The sequence below is a fragment of the Roseivivax halodurans JCM 10272 genome (assembly GCF_000521785.1).
In the GTDB taxonomy this organism is placed as follows: Bacteria; Pseudomonadota; Alphaproteobacteria; order Rhodobacterales; family Rhodobacteraceae; genus Roseivivax; species Roseivivax halodurans.
Map to the genome: position 1 here is coordinate 147,510 of NZ_JALZ01000008.1, position 15,375 is coordinate 162,884.

Genomic DNA, 15,375 nt, shown 5'->3' on the forward strand with positions numbered 1-15,375 from the left:
CGTTAGAGCGCCTCGGCGCCCGAGATAATTTCGATCAGCTCGTTGGTGATCACGGCCTGACGGGTGCGGTTGTACTCGATCGTCAGGTTGTCGATCATCTCGCCCGCGTTGCGCGTCGCGTTGTCCATGGCGGACATCCGCGCGCCCTGTTCGGACGCCGCGTTCTCCAGCAGGGCCGAGAAGATCTGCGTCGCAACACCGCGCGGCAGCAGATCGCGCAGGATCTCCTCCTCGGACGGCTCGTAGTCGTAGGGCGTGTCCGCCTCGACGCCGCTCTCTTCGGAGGTCTCCTCCTGCTCGTACTGCGCGGGCACGATCTGCTTGGCGGTGGGCTCCTGGCTCACCACGTTGTGGAAGATCGAGTAGAAGATCGTCGCGACGTCGAACTCCTCGTCATCGAAGCGCTCGAGCACGTCCTGCGCGATGCGCTGCGCGTCCGGATAGGACAGGCGCTTGACGTCCGAGAGGTCGACATGGCCGACGAAGTGGTCGCTCCAGTCGCGGCGGAGCGCGTCGCGCCCCTTCTTGCCGACGGTGAGGATCTTCACCGTCTTGCCCTGCTGCAGCAGCCGCGTCGCGTGCTGCTTGGCGAGCTTGGCGATGTTGGCGTTGAAGCCGCCGCAAAGGCCGCGCTCGGCCGTCATCACCACCAGCAGCTGCGTCTGATCGGAGCCCGTGCCGCGAAGGAGCCGCGGCGCGGTATCGCTCTCACCCACCGAGGAGGCGAGCGAGGCCATCACCGCGTTGAAGCGCTCCGCATAGGGGCGCGCCATCTCGGCGGCTTCCTGGGCGCGGCGGAGCTTGGCCGCCGCGACCATCTGCATGGCCTTGGTGATCTTCCTGGTCGACTTGACCGAGGAGATCCGCGTCTTGAGGTCCTTGAGGTTGGCCATGTCCTACCCCTCTGCCCCCGCATGCGTGACGGAGGTCGTGCTGTACTGTCTCATCTCGACTGTCTCCCCGACGAACGGACGAATTTCGGATTGACCCCGCGGGATGCGGGGGCCCGTCCGGTCCCCGCTCGGCTGCGCCTGGGCGCCGCCCCGCGTGATCCTCAGAACCGCCTGACCGTCATCCCCGAGCCGCCCGCCGCATTGCCGGCCCTGCGCCTCGAGCGAGGCGCGCGGGCCGGACAGGCCGTGGCGGGAGGGATCGACGATCATCAAGCGGGGTCCGGTCGTCTCTTATGCGAAGTCTTTGGCGTATTCGTCGAGCACGGCCTTGATCTTGTCGGCGGCCTCGCCCTTCACCTTCGGATCTTCCTTGGTGATCCAGTCGAGCAGATCCTTGTGCTGACCGCGGAGATGCTTGAGCAGACCCTGCTCGAAGCGTCCCACCTGACGGGTCGGGATCTTGTCGAGGTAGCCGTTGGTGCCGGCGAAGATGACGACGACGATCTCGGCGTTGGTGAGCGGCGAATATTGCGGCTGCTTCATCAGCTCGGTCAGACGCTCGCCGCGGTTCAGCTGGCGCTGGGTTGCGGCGTCGAGGTCGGAGCCGAACTGCGCGAAGGCCGCCATCTCGCGGTACTGCGCGAGCTCGAGCTTCACCGGACCCGCCACCGACTTCATCGCCGAGGTCTGGGCCGAGGAGCCGACGCGCGACACCGAGAGGCCGGTGTTCACGGCCGGACGGATGCCCTGGTAGAAGAGGTCCGTCTCGAGGAAGATCTGGCCGTCGGTGATCGAGATCACGTTGGTCGGAATGAACGCCGAGACGTCGCCGCCCTGCGTTTCGATGATCGGCAGCGCCGTCAGCGAGCCCGAGCCGTTGTCCTCGTTCAGCTTCGCGGACCGCTCGAGCAGGCGCGAGTGCAGGTAGAAGACGTCGCCCGGATAGGCTTCGCGGCCCGGCGGGCGGCGCAGCAGCAGCGACATCTGGCGGTAGGCGACGGCCTGCTTGGAGAGGTCGTCGTAGACCATCAGCGCGTGGCGGCCGTTGTCGCGGAAGAACTCGCCCATCGCGGTCGCGGTGTAGGGCGCGAGGTACTGCATCGGCGCGGGGTCCGACGCGGTCGCGGCGACGACGATGGAATATTCCATCGCGCCGGTCTCTTCGAGCTTCTTGACGAGCTGCGCGACGGTCGAGCGCTTCTGCCCGACGGCGACGTAGACGCAGTAGAGCTTCTTGCTCTCGTCGTCGCCCGCCTCTTCGTTGTAGCTCTTCTGGTTCAGCATCGCATCGAGCGCGACGGCGGTCTTGCCGGTCTGGCGGTCGCCGATGATCAGCTCGCGCTGGCCGCGGCCGATCGGGATCATCGCGTCCACCGCCTTGATGCCGGTTGCCATCGGCTCGTGCACCGATTTCCGCGGCATGATGCCCGGCGCCTTGACGTCGGCGACGCGGCGCTCCGACGCCTCGATCGGGCCCTTGCCGTCGATCGGGTTGCCAAGCGCGTCGACGACGCGGCCCAGCATCGCGTCGCCGCAGGGCACGTCCACGATGGAGTTGGTGCGCTTGACGATGTCGCCTTCGCGGATGTTCCGGTCGGATCCGAAGATCACGACGCCGACGTTGTCGGTCTCGAGGTTCAGCGCCATGCCGCGGACGCCGTCGTTGAACTCGACCATCTCGCCGGCCTGGACGTTGTCGAGGCCGTAGACGCGGGCGATGCCGTCACCGACGGACAGCACGCGTCCGACCTCGGAGACTTCCGCGTCCTGACCGAAGTTCTTGATCTGCTCCTTCAGGATCGCAGAAATTTCGGCTGCTTGGATACCCATTTATCCGACCTCTTTCATGGCATTCTGGAGGGACACGAGCTTCGAGCGGATCGAGGTGTCGATCATCTTCGAGCCCACCCTGACAACGAGTCCGCCGATCAGGGCATCGTCGACGGTGGTGTTCAGTTTCACGTCGCGGCCGACCTTGGCCTTGAGCGTGTCGGTAAGTTCGCGGCGCTGCGCATCGGTCAGCGCGACCGCGGAAGTGACATCGGCGGTCATCTCGCCCTTCTCTTCCGCGATCTTCTCGCGCACCTGCACGATCATCGCGGGCAGGACGAAGAGCCGGCGCTTGGACGCCATCAGCGCAAGCGTGTTCTTCAGCGACGCCGACAGCCCCATCTTGTCCGCGACCGCGGTAATCGCCTGCTGCTGCGCGGAGCGCGCATAGACCGGCGAATGGATCAGGTCGCGCAGGTCCTCGCTGTCGTCAAGCGCCTGCGCCAGATCGTCCACGTCCTGCTCGAGCTTGGCGAGCTCGCCCTGCTCCTTGGAGATGGCGAAGATTGCGGCCGCATAGCGCTCGGCGATACCGGAGGAAATCGAAGCTGGTTCAGACACGTCCACCCTTCCGTATGTCGAGCCCCCGTGGTCGCGATCAGGTGACCAGGAGGCGGAGCCCAAGTGCCCCGGATCGGCCCGGGGCGTCAAAATCAGCGCGGATGTAGCAGAGGCTTCCCCACCCCGCAACACGGTAAGGAGTTTTTAACACTAGGGCGAAACGCCTTGTTTTCAGGCCTTTCACACGTCGATGACAAAAGCGCGCACCCCATGTCGTTTGAGTTGTTCGCTTTTTCGTGAGCCCGGGGGCGGGCTGTTAGCGCTGCCCTCCGCGGCGGCCGGGCGCGGGCCCGGGACGCTCTCACACCGGTTTCGCCACCGGCTTCGGGGTGAGCGCGCCGAGCGGCTCGCGCACCCGCTCGCCGATGCCGCGGCGGGTCGGCGGGTAGCGCTTGGAGGCGAGGACGATCATCACGCCGCCGGCCATCAGCGCGGGCACCGAGCGGCCCATCTTCTCCCAGAAGGGGCCGGTGCGCATCCAGAAGCGGCGCGTCGAGGGCGGCTGGTAGAGGACCGAGACATGGGTCTCGGGGATGAAGTCGTGCGCCTTGAGCTGCGCCTCGAGCTGGCCGAGCGAATAGGGCCGGCCGTAGCCGAAGGGGGTTCGGTCCGACCGCGCCCAGAGCCCGGTCCGGTTCGGCACCACGAAGAGCGCCTGCCCCCCGGGCCCGAGCACCCGGTAGGCCTCGTCGAGGAGCGCCGAGGCGTTGTCGCAGGTCTCGAGCCCGTGCAGCATCACGAGCCGGTCGACATGGCCCGTCTCGAGCGGCCAGTCGGTCTCGTGGCAGAGGACCGAGACGTTCGGCAGGCCCGCGGGCCAGTGCACCACCCCCTGCGGCGCCGGCATCAGGCCGACGACGCGCCGCGAATCCGGCAGGAACGGGCGCAAGAGCGGCACCGCGAATCCGTAGCCCGCCACGGTGTGGCCGTGCGTGTCCGGCCAGAACTCCCGCACACGCGCGCGCACGAGCTTCTGCGCCACGCGCCCGAGGGCGTTGCGGTAATAGAAATCGTGCAGAGTGCGCACGTCGAGATGCATTGCGGCGGCCCCGAACTATGTCTTAGCCTCGATGCCGACACTACCGACATGGGATGAAATGAAAATGGCTCTCGACCTCGTCACGATCCCGGCGCTGTCTGACAACTACACATTCCTGCTGCACGACGCCCAGAGCGGCGACACGGCGGTGATCGACGTGCCCGAGGCGGGCCCGATCGACGCCGCTCTGAACGAGCGTGGCTGGACCCTGACCGAGATCTGGCTGACCCACCATCACGCCGACCACATCCAGGGCGTCGAGGAGCTGAAGACCAAGCACCCCGCGAAGGTCACCGGCGCGGCCGCCGACGCCTCCCGCCTGCCCCCGCTCGACCGCGAGGTCGCGGACGGCGAGACCTTCTCCTTCGGCGGCGAGGAGGTGCATGTGATGGACGTCTCGGGCCATACGGTCGGGCATATCGCGTTCCACCTGCCCGGATCCCGGATCGCCTTCACCGCGGACAGCCTGATGGCGCTCGGCTGCGGGCGGGTCTTCGAGGGCACGATGGCGCAGATGTGGGAGAGCCTGCAGAAATTCCTGACGTTGGACCCAGAGACCACCATCTGCTCGGGCCACGAGTACACCCAGAAGAACGCGGAATTCGCGCTCACCATTGAACCGGACAATACGGCGCTTATTTCACGTTCAGATGCCATCGCGTCGGCACGGGCCCGTGGCGAGCCCACCGTGCCGTCGCTCCTTTCCGATGAACTCGCCACCAATCCGTTTCTCCGGGCCGGCGACGAACCCGTCCGCCAGACTCTGGGCATGACGGATGCCCCTGCGGCAGAGGTCTTTGCCGAGATCCGGCGGCGGAAGGATGCGTTCTGACGTCCGGGCCCGATGGTGAAGCGCCAAAGCAAGTCACGAAAATTGTGAGAGCCGGCGTCACAGAAATTACTTGAAGCGACGGATCGATAGACCGAACTTTAACGACAAGAGGCAATGCTGGGGACGCGTCCCGCCCCGGCGCAGACAAGAGGAGCACAACAACCGTGCCTTCATTCTCGAACACTCTTGAGCAGGCCATCCATGCCGCGCTGGCACTCGCGAATTCCCGCAGCCACGAATTCGCGACGCTCGAGCATCTCCTCCTCGCCCTAGTGGACGAACCCGACGCCACGCGCGTGATGAAAGCGTGCGATGTGGACACCGAGGAGCTTCGCACCGCGCTGGTCGAGTTCATCGACGGCGACCTGACGAACCTCGTGACCGACATCGAGGGATCGGAGGCGGTTCCCACCGCCGCCTTCCAGCGGGTGATCCAGCGCGCGGCGATCCACGTGCAATCCTCGGGCCGCACCGAGGTGACCGGCGCCAACGTGCTCGTCGCCATCTTCGCGGAGCGCGAGTCGAACGCCGCCTATTTCCTGCAGGAGCAGGAAATGACGCGTTACGATGCGGTCAACTTCATCGCCCACGGCGTCGCCAAGAATCCGGCCTACGGCGAGAGCCGCCCGGTTCAGGGCGCATCCGAGGATGACGATGCCGCCGGCGCGCAGGCCGAGACGGCGCAGGCCTCCGACGGCAAGGAATCCGCGCTGGCCAAGTACTGCGTCGATCTCAACGCGAAGTCCCGCAAGGGCGACGTCGATCCGCTGATCGGCCGCGAGAACGAGGTCGAGCGCTGCATCCAGGTGCTCTGCCGCCGCCGCAAGAACAACCCGCTGCTCGTGGGTGATCCCGGCGTCGGCAAGACCGCCATCGCCGAGGGTCTCGCGCGCAAGATCGTCAATGGCCAGACGCCCGACGTTCTCTCCGAGACGACGATCTACTCGCTCGACATGGGCGCGCTGCTTGCCGGCACGCGGTACCGCGGCGATTTCGAGGAGCGGCTGAAGGCCGTCGTGACGGAGCTCGAGGAGCATCCCGACGCGGTGCTCTTCATCGACGAGATCCACACGGTGATCGGCGCCGGTGCCACCTCGGGCGGCGCGATGGACGCCTCGAACCTCCTGAAGCCCGCGCTTCAGGGGGGTCGTCTGCGCACGATGGGCTCCACCACCTACAAGGAGTTCCGTCAGCATTTCGAGAAGGACCGGGCGCTCAGCCGCCGGTTCCAGAAGATCGACGTGAACGAGCCGACGGTCGAGGACAGCGTGAAGATCCTAAAGGGCCTCAAGCCCTATTTCGAGGAGCATCACTCGATCAAGTACACCAACGACGCGATCAAGACCGCGGTGGAGCTGTCCGCACGCTACATCAACGACCGCAAGCTGCCCGACAAGGCCATCGACGTGATCGACGAGGCCGGTGCCGCGCAGCATCTGGTCGCCGAAAGCAAGCGCCGCAAGTCGATCGGCACCAAGGAGATCGAGGCCGTGGTGGCCAAGATCGCCCGCATCCCCCCCAAGAACGTCTCCAAGGACGATGCGGAGGTGCTGCGCGATCTCGAGGGCTCGCTCAAGCGCGTGGTCTTCGGTCAGGATCCGGCGATCGAGGCGCTCAGCTCCGCGATCAAGCTGGCCCGTGCCGGCCTGCGCGAGCCCGACAAGCCGATCGGCAACTACCTCTTCGCCGGCCCCACGGGCGTCGGCAAGACCGAGGTGGCCAAGCAGCTGTCGGACACGCTCGGCGTCGAGATGCTCCGCTTCGACATGTCGGAATACATGGAGAAGCACGCGGTCAGCCGCCTGATCGGCGCGCCTCCGGGCTATGTCGGCTTCGATCAGGGCGGCCAGCTCACCGACGGCGTGGACCAGCACCCGCATTGCGTGCTGCTGCTCGATGAGATCGAGAAGGCGCATCCGGATGTCTACAACATCCTGCTGCAGGTGATGGACCACGGCACGCTGACCGACCACAACGGCCGGACGGTGGATTTCCGGAACGTGATCCTGATCATGACCTCGAACGCCGGGGCGACCGAGCAGGCGAAATCGGCGATCGGCTTCGGCCGCGACCGCCGCGAGGGCGAGGACACCGCCGCCATCGAGCGGACGTTCAGCCCCGAGTTCCGCAACCGTCTCGACGCGGTGATCTCGTTCAAGCCGCTGCCGAAGTCGGTGATCATGCAGGTGGTCGAGAAGTTCGTCCTCCAGCTCGAGGCGCAGCTTCTGGACCGCGGCGTGACCATCGAGCTCTCGAAGCCCGCCGCGGAATGGCTGGCCGACGAGGGTTACGACGACAAGATGGGCGCCCGCCCGCTCGGAAGGGTGATCCAGGAACACATCAAGAAGCCGCTCGCGGAGGAGCTGCTCTTCGGCAAGCTCACCAAGGGCGGCGTCGTGCGGGTGTCGGTCGAGGACGGCAAGCTCAAGCTCGACCTCGACGGCCCGGAGAAGCGGCAGCTCTCGTCGAAGCGGCCGCCGCTCCTCACCGCCGAGTAAGCGCCCGGGCTACGGCCCATACGTTTCCGGCCTCCGCCGCAGATGATGCGGCGGAGGCTTTTTTGTGTCTGCCCGCGGGCTGGCATCTGAGCGGGTTGCGTCCGGGTCGGCCAGCTGGGCTCGGCGGCTCCCTCGGGCTTGCTGTCCCGGGCGAAATTGCCATGATCCTGTCCGCTAAGGTTGGCCGCCGCCAGCGCAGTCCCCGCCCACGATGATCCGCACCCGGACGCGGGGCATCCTCCCCCTTGGGCACAGGCCGCTGAAGGCAGCGCATGCCGCGACGATGCACGAAACCGGCGCGCCAAGTCGTCTCCGGCAGATTCTGCCGCCGTGCCTTTACGGTTCCGTGAGCTTGAGCTCGATCCGCCGGTTCTGGGCCCGCGCCTCGGCGGTGTCCGCGGGGTTCACCGGCTGGTACTGGCCGAAGCCGTTGGCGGCGAGCCGCTCGGGCGGCAGTCCCAGCGCCTCGGTCATGTAGCGCACGACCGACAGCGCCCGCGCCTGGCTGAGCTCCCAATTGTCGGCAAAGCTCGCGCCGGGGCGCAGGGGCGTGTCGTCGGTGTGGCCGTCGACCCGGATCACCCAGTCGATCTCGTCGGGAATGTCCTCGGCGACGCTCTGCAGGATGCGCGCGACCGAGGCGATCTCGGTCCGGCCCTGCTCCGAGAGCTGCGCGCTGCCGAGGTCGAAAAGCACCTCAGAGGAGAAGACGAAGCGGTCGCCCTCGATCCGGACCCCTTCGGTCTCGGCCAGAATCTCGCGCAGGCGGCCGAAGAATTCCGACCGGTAGCGCTCGAGATCCTGCTTCTCGTTCTCGAGCCTCTGGCGCTCGGCCTCTTCGAGCTCGCGCCGGCGGCGCTCTTCGGTCGCCGCGCGGGCGAGCGCCTGGTTGAGGTCCTGCCCGAGGTTCTGCAGCTGCACGTCGGTGGCCGCATCGCGGTCCTTGGCATCGTCGAGCAGCGCCTGAAGCTGCTGGAGCTGCGTCCTGAGCGCCGCGACCTGCTGGTTGAGAAGCTCGGTCTGCTTGGTGGCGTCGTCGGCCCGGGCTTCCTCCGCCTCGAGCTGCTCCTGCGCGGTAGAGAGCAGCATCGCGCGGGTCTCGGACTGGGTGAGCACCCGGTCGGCCTGAGCCTCGGCCTCGCGCCGCGCGGCGAGCGCCGCGGTCAGGCGATCACGCACCTCTTCGGCGGAGAGCTCCGCATCCTCCTGCGCCGCGACGGCGCTGGCGAGCCGCTCGCGGAGCTCCACCGCCTCGTCCCGGGCCGACTGCAAGTCGGTCCGGAGGTCCTGAAGCGTATCCTCACGCGCCGCGGCGGTCTGCCCGGTCTCGTCGAGCTGCGCCGAAAGGCGGGCGACCTCGTCCTCGAGAGCCGCAGCGTCGGCGAGGCGGGCATTCGCCGCGTCGAGGTCCGCGCGGAGGCTCTGGATCTGCGTGTCGGACGCCTCCTCGGCCTCCTCCTCGGCCAGAAGCGCGGCCGCGAGACGGGCGTTCAGGTCCTCCTCGGCCGAGCGGGCGGCGGCGAGAAGCGTCAGCGTCTCCTCCGCCTCGGCCCGCTGCGCTTCGAGAGCGAGGGACATCGCGGTCAGCTCCGCATCCGCGGTCTCGAGCCTCTGGCGCAGGGCGCGGGCAGCTTCCGCCTCGGCGAGCCGCTGCGCCTCCTCGTCCGTGAGGTCGGTCTGCAGCTCGTCCACCTGCGAGGAGAGCGACGTGACCCGGTCGGCCTGATCGGAATTCTCGGCCCGCAGATCGGCGACAAGCGCCTCCAGAGCCTCGCGGCGGGCGGCGGCGAGGCGCGCGGCCTCGGTCTCGCGGTCGACCTCGGTCCGGGCCTGGGCAAGCGCCAGTTCCAGCGCGTCCCGCTCGCTTTCGAGCGCGGTCCGCGCCTCCTGCAGGCTCTCCTCGGAGGCGCTGAGCGTGGCGATCCGCTCCGAAGCCGCTTCGGCCTCGCCCTCGAGCGTCGCGACGCGGTCGCGGGCGCTGTCGCGCTGCGCGAGCAGCGAGGCGACCCGATCCTCGAAGGAGGCGATGCGATCCTGCGCCTCCGCCAGAGCCGCGTCCTGCGCCTCGCGCGCCGCGGTCAGGCTCCGTACCGTCGCCTCGCTCGAGGCAAGACGGGCATCGCGGTCGTCGAGCGTCGCGGTCAGCTCGCCGAGCCGGCCCTCGAGGCGTTCGTTTTTCTGTTCGGAGAGGCCGAGCGCGGCCGACAGCGTCTCCACCTCGGAGGCCAGTTGCGACAGGCGCGAATCCTGCTCGACGAGGCGGCTTTCCTGCTCCGTGAGCTGGCTTTCCTGTCCGGTGATCGTCTCTCGGAGGACGAACTGGATGACCATGAAGATCGTCAGCACGAACATCAGCACGAGCAGCAGGCCGGTCATCGCGTCCACGAAGCCCGGCCAGATCGAGGCCTGGAACCGCTGCCCGGATCGGCGCGCCAGCGCCATGGATCAGCCCTCCCGGCTCTGCTTGGGCGAAAGGCGCTGCGCCCGGAGCGACGCGCCCTGTCCCTGATCCGACCGCGCGCCGGTCTGGCGCGAGATCTGCCCGAGCGTCCGGGTGAGCGCCGCGAGATCGGTGCGCAGCTCGGCCATGCTTTCCTGCCGTCCCGCGGAGATCTCCTCGAGCAGTCGCAGCATCTGCACGTCGATCGAGCGCAGGCGCATCCGGCTTTCGGCGTCGAGGCCGCCGTCGCTGCCATGGCTCGCCAGCACCTCGATCAGCCGCTCCTGCCCGTCGGCGATGCGCTGGAGCGCGGAGGCGGGCGTCGCCGTCGCTTCCATCCGCTCGGTCATCCGCTCGATCGAGTCGGCGAGCTGCGCGAGCCGTCCCTCGACCTCGGTGCGGGCATCCTCGGACCGAGCGTAGAGATCCTGCATCGCCTCCATCTGGTCGGCGACCTGTTCGAGGGCGAGCGCCGCACCCGACATTTCGTCGCCGCCCTCGGCCGCCGAGACGCCGATGCGGGTGATCGAGGACAGCCATTCCTCCAGCTCGCGATAGAATCGGTTCTGGCCATGGCCCGCGAAGAGTTCCAGCAGCCCCACGACCAGCGATCCCGCGAGGCCGAGCAGCGAGGAGGCGAAGGCGACTCCCATGCCGCCGAGCTGGCCCTCGAGACCGCTCATCAGCCGCGCGAAGACTTCCGTGCCGCTCTCGCCGGCCTGCGGCACGAGGCTGCGGATCGTGTCGACGAGCGCCGGCACCGTGGTCGCGAGCCCGTAGAAGGTGCCGAGAAGGCCGAGGAAGATCAGCAGCGAGACGATGTAGCGCGTGATCTCGCGCGCCTCGTCGATGCGCTGCGCCACCGAGTCGAGGATCGAGCGGGTCGAGGTCGTGGTGATCTGCATCCGCCGCCCGCGCGAGCGGAGCAGCGTCGCGAGCGGCGCGAGGAGCCGCGGCGCCCGGCGGTCGCGATCCTCGGTGCCGCCCGTGACGAACCCCTCGATCCAGCGCACCGACGTGATGATCTGCGCCACCTGCCAGAAGCAGGCGAGCACGCCGAGCACGAAGACGAAGAGGATGAAGCCGTTGAGATAGGGGTTGGACTGGAACACCGGCAGCACGCGCGGCAGCGCCATCACCGCGCCGGCGCCGGAGAGCGCGAGCACGGCCACCATGGCGATGGTCTGGCGAATCGGCTGCGAGAACCGGGCCTCGGATTCGAGATCCCTGTGCGTCATCGCGGACCTTTCGCTGGGTTGTTCTAGCCTCGACATCTGCGCCGGACCCTATGCCCGCTCAAGGCGTTAGCCAAGCGCTCAAGGTGCCAGCGCACGAACGCGGTCGCTCAACCATTGCAGTTCTGCATCCGGAATGCCCAGTTCGGCGAGATGCTGGACGGTATTCCAGAGATATTCGGTGTTCGGCCCGCGCCCGCCGACCGCGCGGGCGATGATCTGGGCCTGCTCCTCGAGCGTCAGGTGCGCCACGTACTGCTCGTGGTCGGGATCGATCACGTAGGCGACCGCCGTGACGGTCTCGCCCGTGCCGGTCTCGAGCTCGACCAGCCGTTCGAGATAGGCGGAGGACACGAGCTCGCGCGCCCTGAGATAGGCCAGCACCTCCTCGGTGTCCTCGGGACGGGCCGCCAGCGCCAGCCCGTCGCAATGCGATCCCGGCACGGCGTCGAGCGCGAGCACCAGCCCCGGCACCTCTCCGGTGCCGCGGTGATGGATGGAACTCATGCAGAAGCTGCGGCGATAGCCATGCAGACGCGCGGGCCGCTGCTCCGCGACCTCGAAGCCCGGGTTCCAGAGAAGTGATCCGTATCCGAATACCCAGAGGGTCATGGGCCGTGGTCCTTGCTGCGCGGCGCCTGTAAACACCATCCGTCACACATCTTAAAGAGGCCCTGCTCTCCATGAAGAAACTGGCCATCGCCATCATCGTCGCCGCGCTCGGCTGGTCCGCCTACTGGGTCGTGCAGGCACGGCTGACGCGATCGGCGCTCGACACCGCGCTGTCCGATCTGCGCGAGGCGGGGTGGGAGGCGTCCTATGGCGCCCTCGACGTGCGCGGCTTCCCCAACCGGATCGACGTGGACATCAGCGAGCTGTCGCTGGCCGATCCCGCGTCGGGCTTCGCCTGGGACGTGCCGTTCCTTCAGGTCTTCCGTCTCGTCTACAACCACTCGCATTTCATCTTCGCCTTCCCGGACCGGCAGGAGATCGCGACGAGCACCGGCACCTGGGTGGTCGAAAGCGAAGGCCTCCGCTCGAGCCTCGTTCTGGGAGACGCCCAATCGCTCGGCCGCCTGCACGCCGAGGCCGAGAGCGTGACGGCGACCGGCGAGGAGAGCCGGATCGACCTCAGCGCGCTGCGCGCCAATTTCGACGCGGTCGAGGCCGGTCTGCCGGTCTACCGGCTGAGCGTCTCGGCCCGCGACGGCCGGGAGGCCGGCCGCGAGATCGCCTTGCGCGGCGAGGTGACCTTCGACCAGCCGCCGACGCTCGCGGGGGCGCCGGCGCGCATCGAGGCGGTCGAGATCGCCCGCATGGACTACGTCCTTCCCGAGGCGAGCGTCGCCCTTTCGGGCGATCTCGACGTGGACGAGCTCGGGCGGCTCTCGGGGGATGTCGATGTCGAGGCACAGGACTGGCAGGTGCTGCTCGAGGATGCCGTCGCCGAGGGCCGGGTGCCCGAGGAGTGGGCCACGACCGCGCGCGGCGCGCTCGGCCTCGTCGCCTCGATGCGCGGCAGTGCTGACACGCTCGACGTCACTCTCCGCCTCGAAGACGGGCGGATCTTCCTCGGTCCGATCCCCGTCGGAACCGCGCCGCGGCTTCCCTGAGCGCGCGCCCTTGCACCGGGGCGCGCCCCGCGCGAGCATCGCGGAAAAGCCCCGAGCAGGTGACACCATGAGCGACGCCCTCTTCCGGCGCATCGAGGCCAGGCGCGACGATCTGATCGCGCTGACGCAGGACCTCATCCGCATCCCGACGCGCAATCCTCCGGGGGAGAACTACCGCGAGATCTGCGATTTTCTCGCCGCCCGCCTCGCACCGCACGGCTTCGCGGCCGAACTGATCCGGGCGGAGGGCGCCCCCGGCGACAGCGACGCCCATCCCCGCTGGAACGTCGTCGCGCGCCGCGAGGGCAAGGCGCCCGGCCCTTGCGTGCATTTCAACGGCCATGTGGACGTGGTGACGGTGGGCGAGGGCTGGACCCGCGACCCCTTCGGCGGCGAGGTCGAGGGCGACCGCATCTACGGGCGTGGCGCCTGCGACATGAAAGGCGGGCTCGCCAGCGCCATCGTCGCCGCCGAAGCCTTCGTCGAGGAGCATCCCGATTTCGCGGGCGCCATCGAGATCAGCGGCACGGCGGACGAAGAATCGGGCGGCTGGGGCGGCGTCGCCCACCTCTCGCGCGAAGGCTGGTTCGATCCCGAGCGCGTCGATCACGTCATCATCCCCGAACCGCTCGGCAAGGACCGGATCTGCCTCGGCCACCGGGGCGGCTGGTGGGCCGAGATCGAGACGACGGGCCGCATCGCCCACGGCTCGATGCCCTTTCTCGGCGATTGCGCGATCCGCCACATGGGCGCGGTGCTGCAGGCCTTCGAGACCGACCTCTTCCCCGCGCTCGCCGCGCGCCGCACCGACATGCCGGTGATCCCCGACGGCGCCCGCGCGCCGACGCTCAACATCAATGCGATCCACGGCGGCGAGGCCGAGCGCGCAGCGGGCGACACCTCGCTGCCAGCGCACAACGTTCCCGACAGCTGCCGCATCCAGATCGACCGCCGCGTGTTGCTGGAGGAAGGCGTCGACGCTGCGGCGGCCGAGATCACCGCGCTGCTGGAGGGGCTCAAGTCACGCCGCGACGGCTTCGATTACCGCCTGCGCGAGCTCAACCGCGTCGTGCCCTCGATGACCGCCGAGGATGCGCCCGTCGTCACCACGATCCGCGCCGCCATCGCCGAGACTCTCGGGGCCGAGGCCGCCTTCGTCGCCTCCCCCGGCAGCTACGACCAGAAGCATATCGACCGGATCGGCGCGCTGAGGAACTGCATCGCCTACGGACCTGGCGTGCTCGAGCTTGCGCATCAGCCCGACGAATGGATCGGCATCACCGACATGCTCGATGCGTCCCGCGTCATGGGCCGCGCGCTCGAAAGGCTGCTCCTGCCCTGAGGCGCGCCCCTTCTTCTTGGGACAAATACTCCGGGAGCGCGAGGGCAGCGCCCTCGCCGGGCGTCAGCCCGAAACGGCGATGTTGTCGATGAGCCGGACGCCCCCGATCCAGGCCGCCGCGAAGAGGCGTGCGGGCGCGCCGGACCGGTCCAGAAGCCGCAGATCGTCCGCCGCGCGCAGCTCGAGATACTCGACCTGCGTGAAGCCCGCCGCACGCAGCCGCGCCTCTGCGTCCGGGACGAGGTCCGTCATCGCCGCGCCCTGCCCCAGCGCCTCGGCCATGCCCGCCATCTCGCGCGGCAGAGCCGCCGCAGCCCCCCGCGCCTCGGGGCTCAGCCGAGCGTTGCGGGAGGAGAGTGCCAGCCCGTCGGTCTCGCGGATCGTCGGGCAGGCCACCACCTCGACCCCGAGGTCGAGATCGGCCGAGAGGCGCCGGACCAGCAGGAGCTGCTGGAAATCCTTCTCCCCGAACCACGCGGCATCCGCGCCGGTCTGCCGGAAGAGCTTTGTCACCACCGTCGCGACGCCGTCGAAATGCCCCGGACGGTGTGCGCCGCAGAGCACCTCCGTCAGCCCCGACACCGAGACACTCGTCGCGAAGCCCGGCGGATAGATCTCTTCGGGTTCGGGCACGTAGAGCGCGTCGACACCCGCCGGCGCGAGGATGGCCGCATCGGCTTCCTCGGTGCGCGGATACTTCGCGTAATCCTCGGGCGAGTTGAACTGCCGCGGATTGACGAAGAGCGTGACGATCACTCGGTCGGCGCCGGCCTTCGCCCCCTCGACAAGGCTGAGATGGCCCGCATGGAGGGCGCCCATCGTCGGCACGACGCCGATCCGCGCGCCCTCTGCCCGCCATTCGGCGATGCGGGCCGCAAGCTCGGCGCGGCGGCGAATGATCGGCACGCTCATCGCGGCGCCTCCTCGCCCGCAAGCGCACGCTGCGCCACGGATGTGTCGCCCTTGGCGGCGTGGCTGTCGTCGGGGGCCCTGGCCCATGCGCTGGTGCTCATGTCGCGACTCCTCGCATGCGTTCGGGGCGCGCCCCTAGCAGGTTTCGCGCCGCCTGTCACAGGGCGCGTGCGTCTTGAA

The 15,375-nt window shown here is 68.5% G+C and carries 13 protein-coding genes; 4 read left to right on the forward strand and 9 right to left on the reverse strand.

What is annotated here, in order from left to right; genetic code table 11:
* Nucleotides 1–2: 2 nt before the first annotated feature.
* The 5 genes from OCH239_RS09915 to OCH239_RS09935 all read right to left on the reverse strand — a co-directional run bounded on the left by OCH239_RS09915 (nucleotide 3) and on the right by OCH239_RS09935 (nucleotide 4,323).
* Entirely contained in the window at nucleotides 3–893 is an 891-nt protein-coding gene (locus OCH239_RS09915) for a F0F1 ATP synthase subunit gamma (protein WP_037261780.1), read from the reverse strand.
* A gap of 3 nt (nucleotides 894–896) precedes the next feature.
* Nucleotides 897–1,163, reverse strand: a complete 267-nt coding sequence (locus tag OCH239_RS09920; RefSeq protein WP_037261781.1) for a hypothetical protein — start codon at nucleotides 1,161–1,163, stop codon at nucleotides 897–899.
* A gap of 21 nt (nucleotides 1,164–1,184) precedes the next feature.
* Complete coding sequence (gene atpA / locus OCH239_RS09925) at nucleotides 1,185–2,723, reverse strand: F0F1 ATP synthase subunit alpha (RefSeq protein ID WP_037261784.1); 1,539 nt, start codon at nucleotides 2,721–2,723, stop codon at nucleotides 1,185–1,187.
* Nucleotides 2,724–3,290, reverse strand: a complete 567-nt coding sequence (locus OCH239_RS09930) for a F0F1 ATP synthase subunit delta (protein ID WP_084782338.1) — start codon at nucleotides 3,288–3,290, stop codon at nucleotides 2,724–2,726. It lies immediately after the preceding gene.
* A 295-nt stretch (nucleotides 3,291–3,585) separates the two neighbouring features.
* Nucleotides 3,586–4,323 (reverse strand): class I SAM-dependent methyltransferase, encoded by a 738-nt coding sequence (locus OCH239_RS09935; protein ID WP_037261790.1) that lies wholly within the window; start codon nucleotides 4,321–4,323, stop codon nucleotides 3,586–3,588.
* A gap of 64 nt (nucleotides 4,324–4,387) precedes the next feature.
* On the opposite strand from OCH239_RS09935, the gene gloB reads away from it, so the two are divergent.
* Entirely contained in the window at nucleotides 4,388–5,155 is a 768-nt protein-coding gene (gene gloB, locus OCH239_RS09940) for a hydroxyacylglutathione hydrolase (RefSeq protein ID WP_037261792.1), read from the forward strand.
* A gap of 164 nt (nucleotides 5,156–5,319) precedes the next feature.
* The gene (gene clpA, locus OCH239_RS09945) at nucleotides 5,320–7,653 is read left to right on the forward strand and encodes an ATP-dependent Clp protease ATP-binding subunit ClpA (RefSeq protein ID WP_037261795.1); all 2,334 of its coding nucleotides are present in this window, start codon (nucleotides 5,320–5,322) and stop codon (nucleotides 7,651–7,653) included.
* 336 nt (nucleotides 7,654–7,989) lie between these two features.
* On the opposite strand, the gene OCH239_RS09950 is transcribed toward clpA, so the two are convergent.
* The 3 genes from OCH239_RS09950 to OCH239_RS09960 form a co-directional block, all read right to left on the reverse strand.
* Nucleotides 7,990–10,095, reverse strand: coding sequence for a peptidoglycan -binding protein (locus OCH239_RS09950; protein WP_037261798.1), 2,106 nt, complete (start codon nucleotides 10,093–10,095; stop codon nucleotides 7,990–7,992).
* A 3-nt stretch (nucleotides 10,096–10,098) separates the two neighbouring features.
* On the reverse strand, nucleotides 10,099–11,331 hold the full coding sequence (locus tag OCH239_RS09955; RefSeq protein WP_051489409.1) for a biopolymer transporter ExbB: 1,233 nt from the start codon (nucleotides 11,329–11,331) through the stop codon (nucleotides 10,099–10,101).
* A 78-nt stretch (nucleotides 11,332–11,409) separates the two neighbouring features.
* Nucleotides 11,410–11,940 carry a gamma-glutamylcyclotransferase gene (locus OCH239_RS09960; protein ID WP_037261801.1) on the reverse strand — a complete coding sequence of 177 codons (531 nt, stop codon included), beginning with the start codon at nucleotides 11,938–11,940 and terminating at the stop codon, nucleotides 11,410–11,412.
* Between the two features lie 71 nt (nucleotides 11,941–12,011).
* Between OCH239_RS09960 and OCH239_RS09965 the strand changes: the two genes are divergently transcribed.
* Both OCH239_RS09965 and OCH239_RS09970 read left to right on the forward strand, forming a co-directional pair.
* Entirely contained in the window at nucleotides 12,012–12,941 is a 930-nt protein-coding gene (locus tag OCH239_RS09965; protein ID WP_037261803.1) for a DUF2125 domain-containing protein, read from the forward strand.
* 67 nt (nucleotides 12,942–13,008) lie between these two features.
* On the forward strand, nucleotides 13,009–14,283 hold the full coding sequence (locus tag OCH239_RS09970) for an acetylornithine deacetylase/succinyl-diaminopimelate desuccinylase family protein (RefSeq protein WP_037261806.1): 1,275 nt from the start codon (nucleotides 13,009–13,011) through the stop codon (nucleotides 14,281–14,283).
* Between the two features lie 63 nt (nucleotides 14,284–14,346).
* Here the strand turns inward: OCH239_RS09970 and panC are convergent, their stop codons facing one another.
* The gene (gene panC, locus OCH239_RS09975; RefSeq protein ID WP_037261808.1) at nucleotides 14,347–15,195 is read right to left on the reverse strand and encodes a pantoate--beta-alanine ligase; all 849 of its coding nucleotides are present in this window, start codon (nucleotides 15,193–15,195) and stop codon (nucleotides 14,347–14,349) included.
* Nucleotides 15,196–15,375 lie beyond the last annotated feature (180 nt).

Coding starts and splice junctions, on each gene's coding strand:
- OCH239_RS09915 (WP_037261780.1), bottom strand. CDS start 893: ATGGCCAACCTCAAGGACCTCAAGACGCGGATCTCCTCGGTCAAGTCG.
- OCH239_RS09920 (WP_037261781.1), bottom strand. CDS start 1,163: ATGATCGTCGATCCCTCCCGCCACGGCCTGTCCGGCCCGCGCGCCTCG.
- atpA (WP_037261784.1), bottom strand. CDS start 2,723: ATGGGTATCCAAGCAGCCGAAATTTCTGCGATCCTGAAGGAGCAGATC.
- OCH239_RS09935 (WP_037261790.1), bottom strand. CDS start 4,323: ATGCATCTCGACGTGCGCACTCTGCACGATTTCTATTACCGCAACGCC.
- gloB (WP_037261792.1), top strand. CDS start 4,388: ATGGCTCTCGACCTCGTCACGATCCCGGCGCTGTCTGACAACTACACA.
- OCH239_RS09950 (WP_037261798.1), bottom strand. CDS start 10,095: ATGGCGCTGGCGCGCCGATCCGGGCAGCGGTTCCAGGCCTCGATCTGG.
- OCH239_RS09955 (WP_051489409.1), bottom strand. CDS start 11,331: ATGACGCACAGGGATCTCGAATCCGAGGCCCGGTTCTCGCAGCCGATT.
- OCH239_RS09960 (WP_037261801.1), bottom strand. CDS start 11,940: ATGACCCTCTGGGTATTCGGATACGGATCACTTCTCTGGAACCCGGGC.
- OCH239_RS09965 (WP_037261803.1), top strand. CDS start 12,012: ATGAAGAAACTGGCCATCGCCATCATCGTCGCCGCGCTCGGCTGGTCC.
- OCH239_RS09970 (WP_037261806.1), top strand. CDS start 13,009: ATGAGCGACGCCCTCTTCCGGCGCATCGAGGCCAGGCGCGACGATCTG.
- panC (WP_037261808.1), bottom strand. CDS start 15,195: ATGAGCGTGCCGATCATTCGCCGCCGCGCCGAGCTTGCGGCCCGCATC.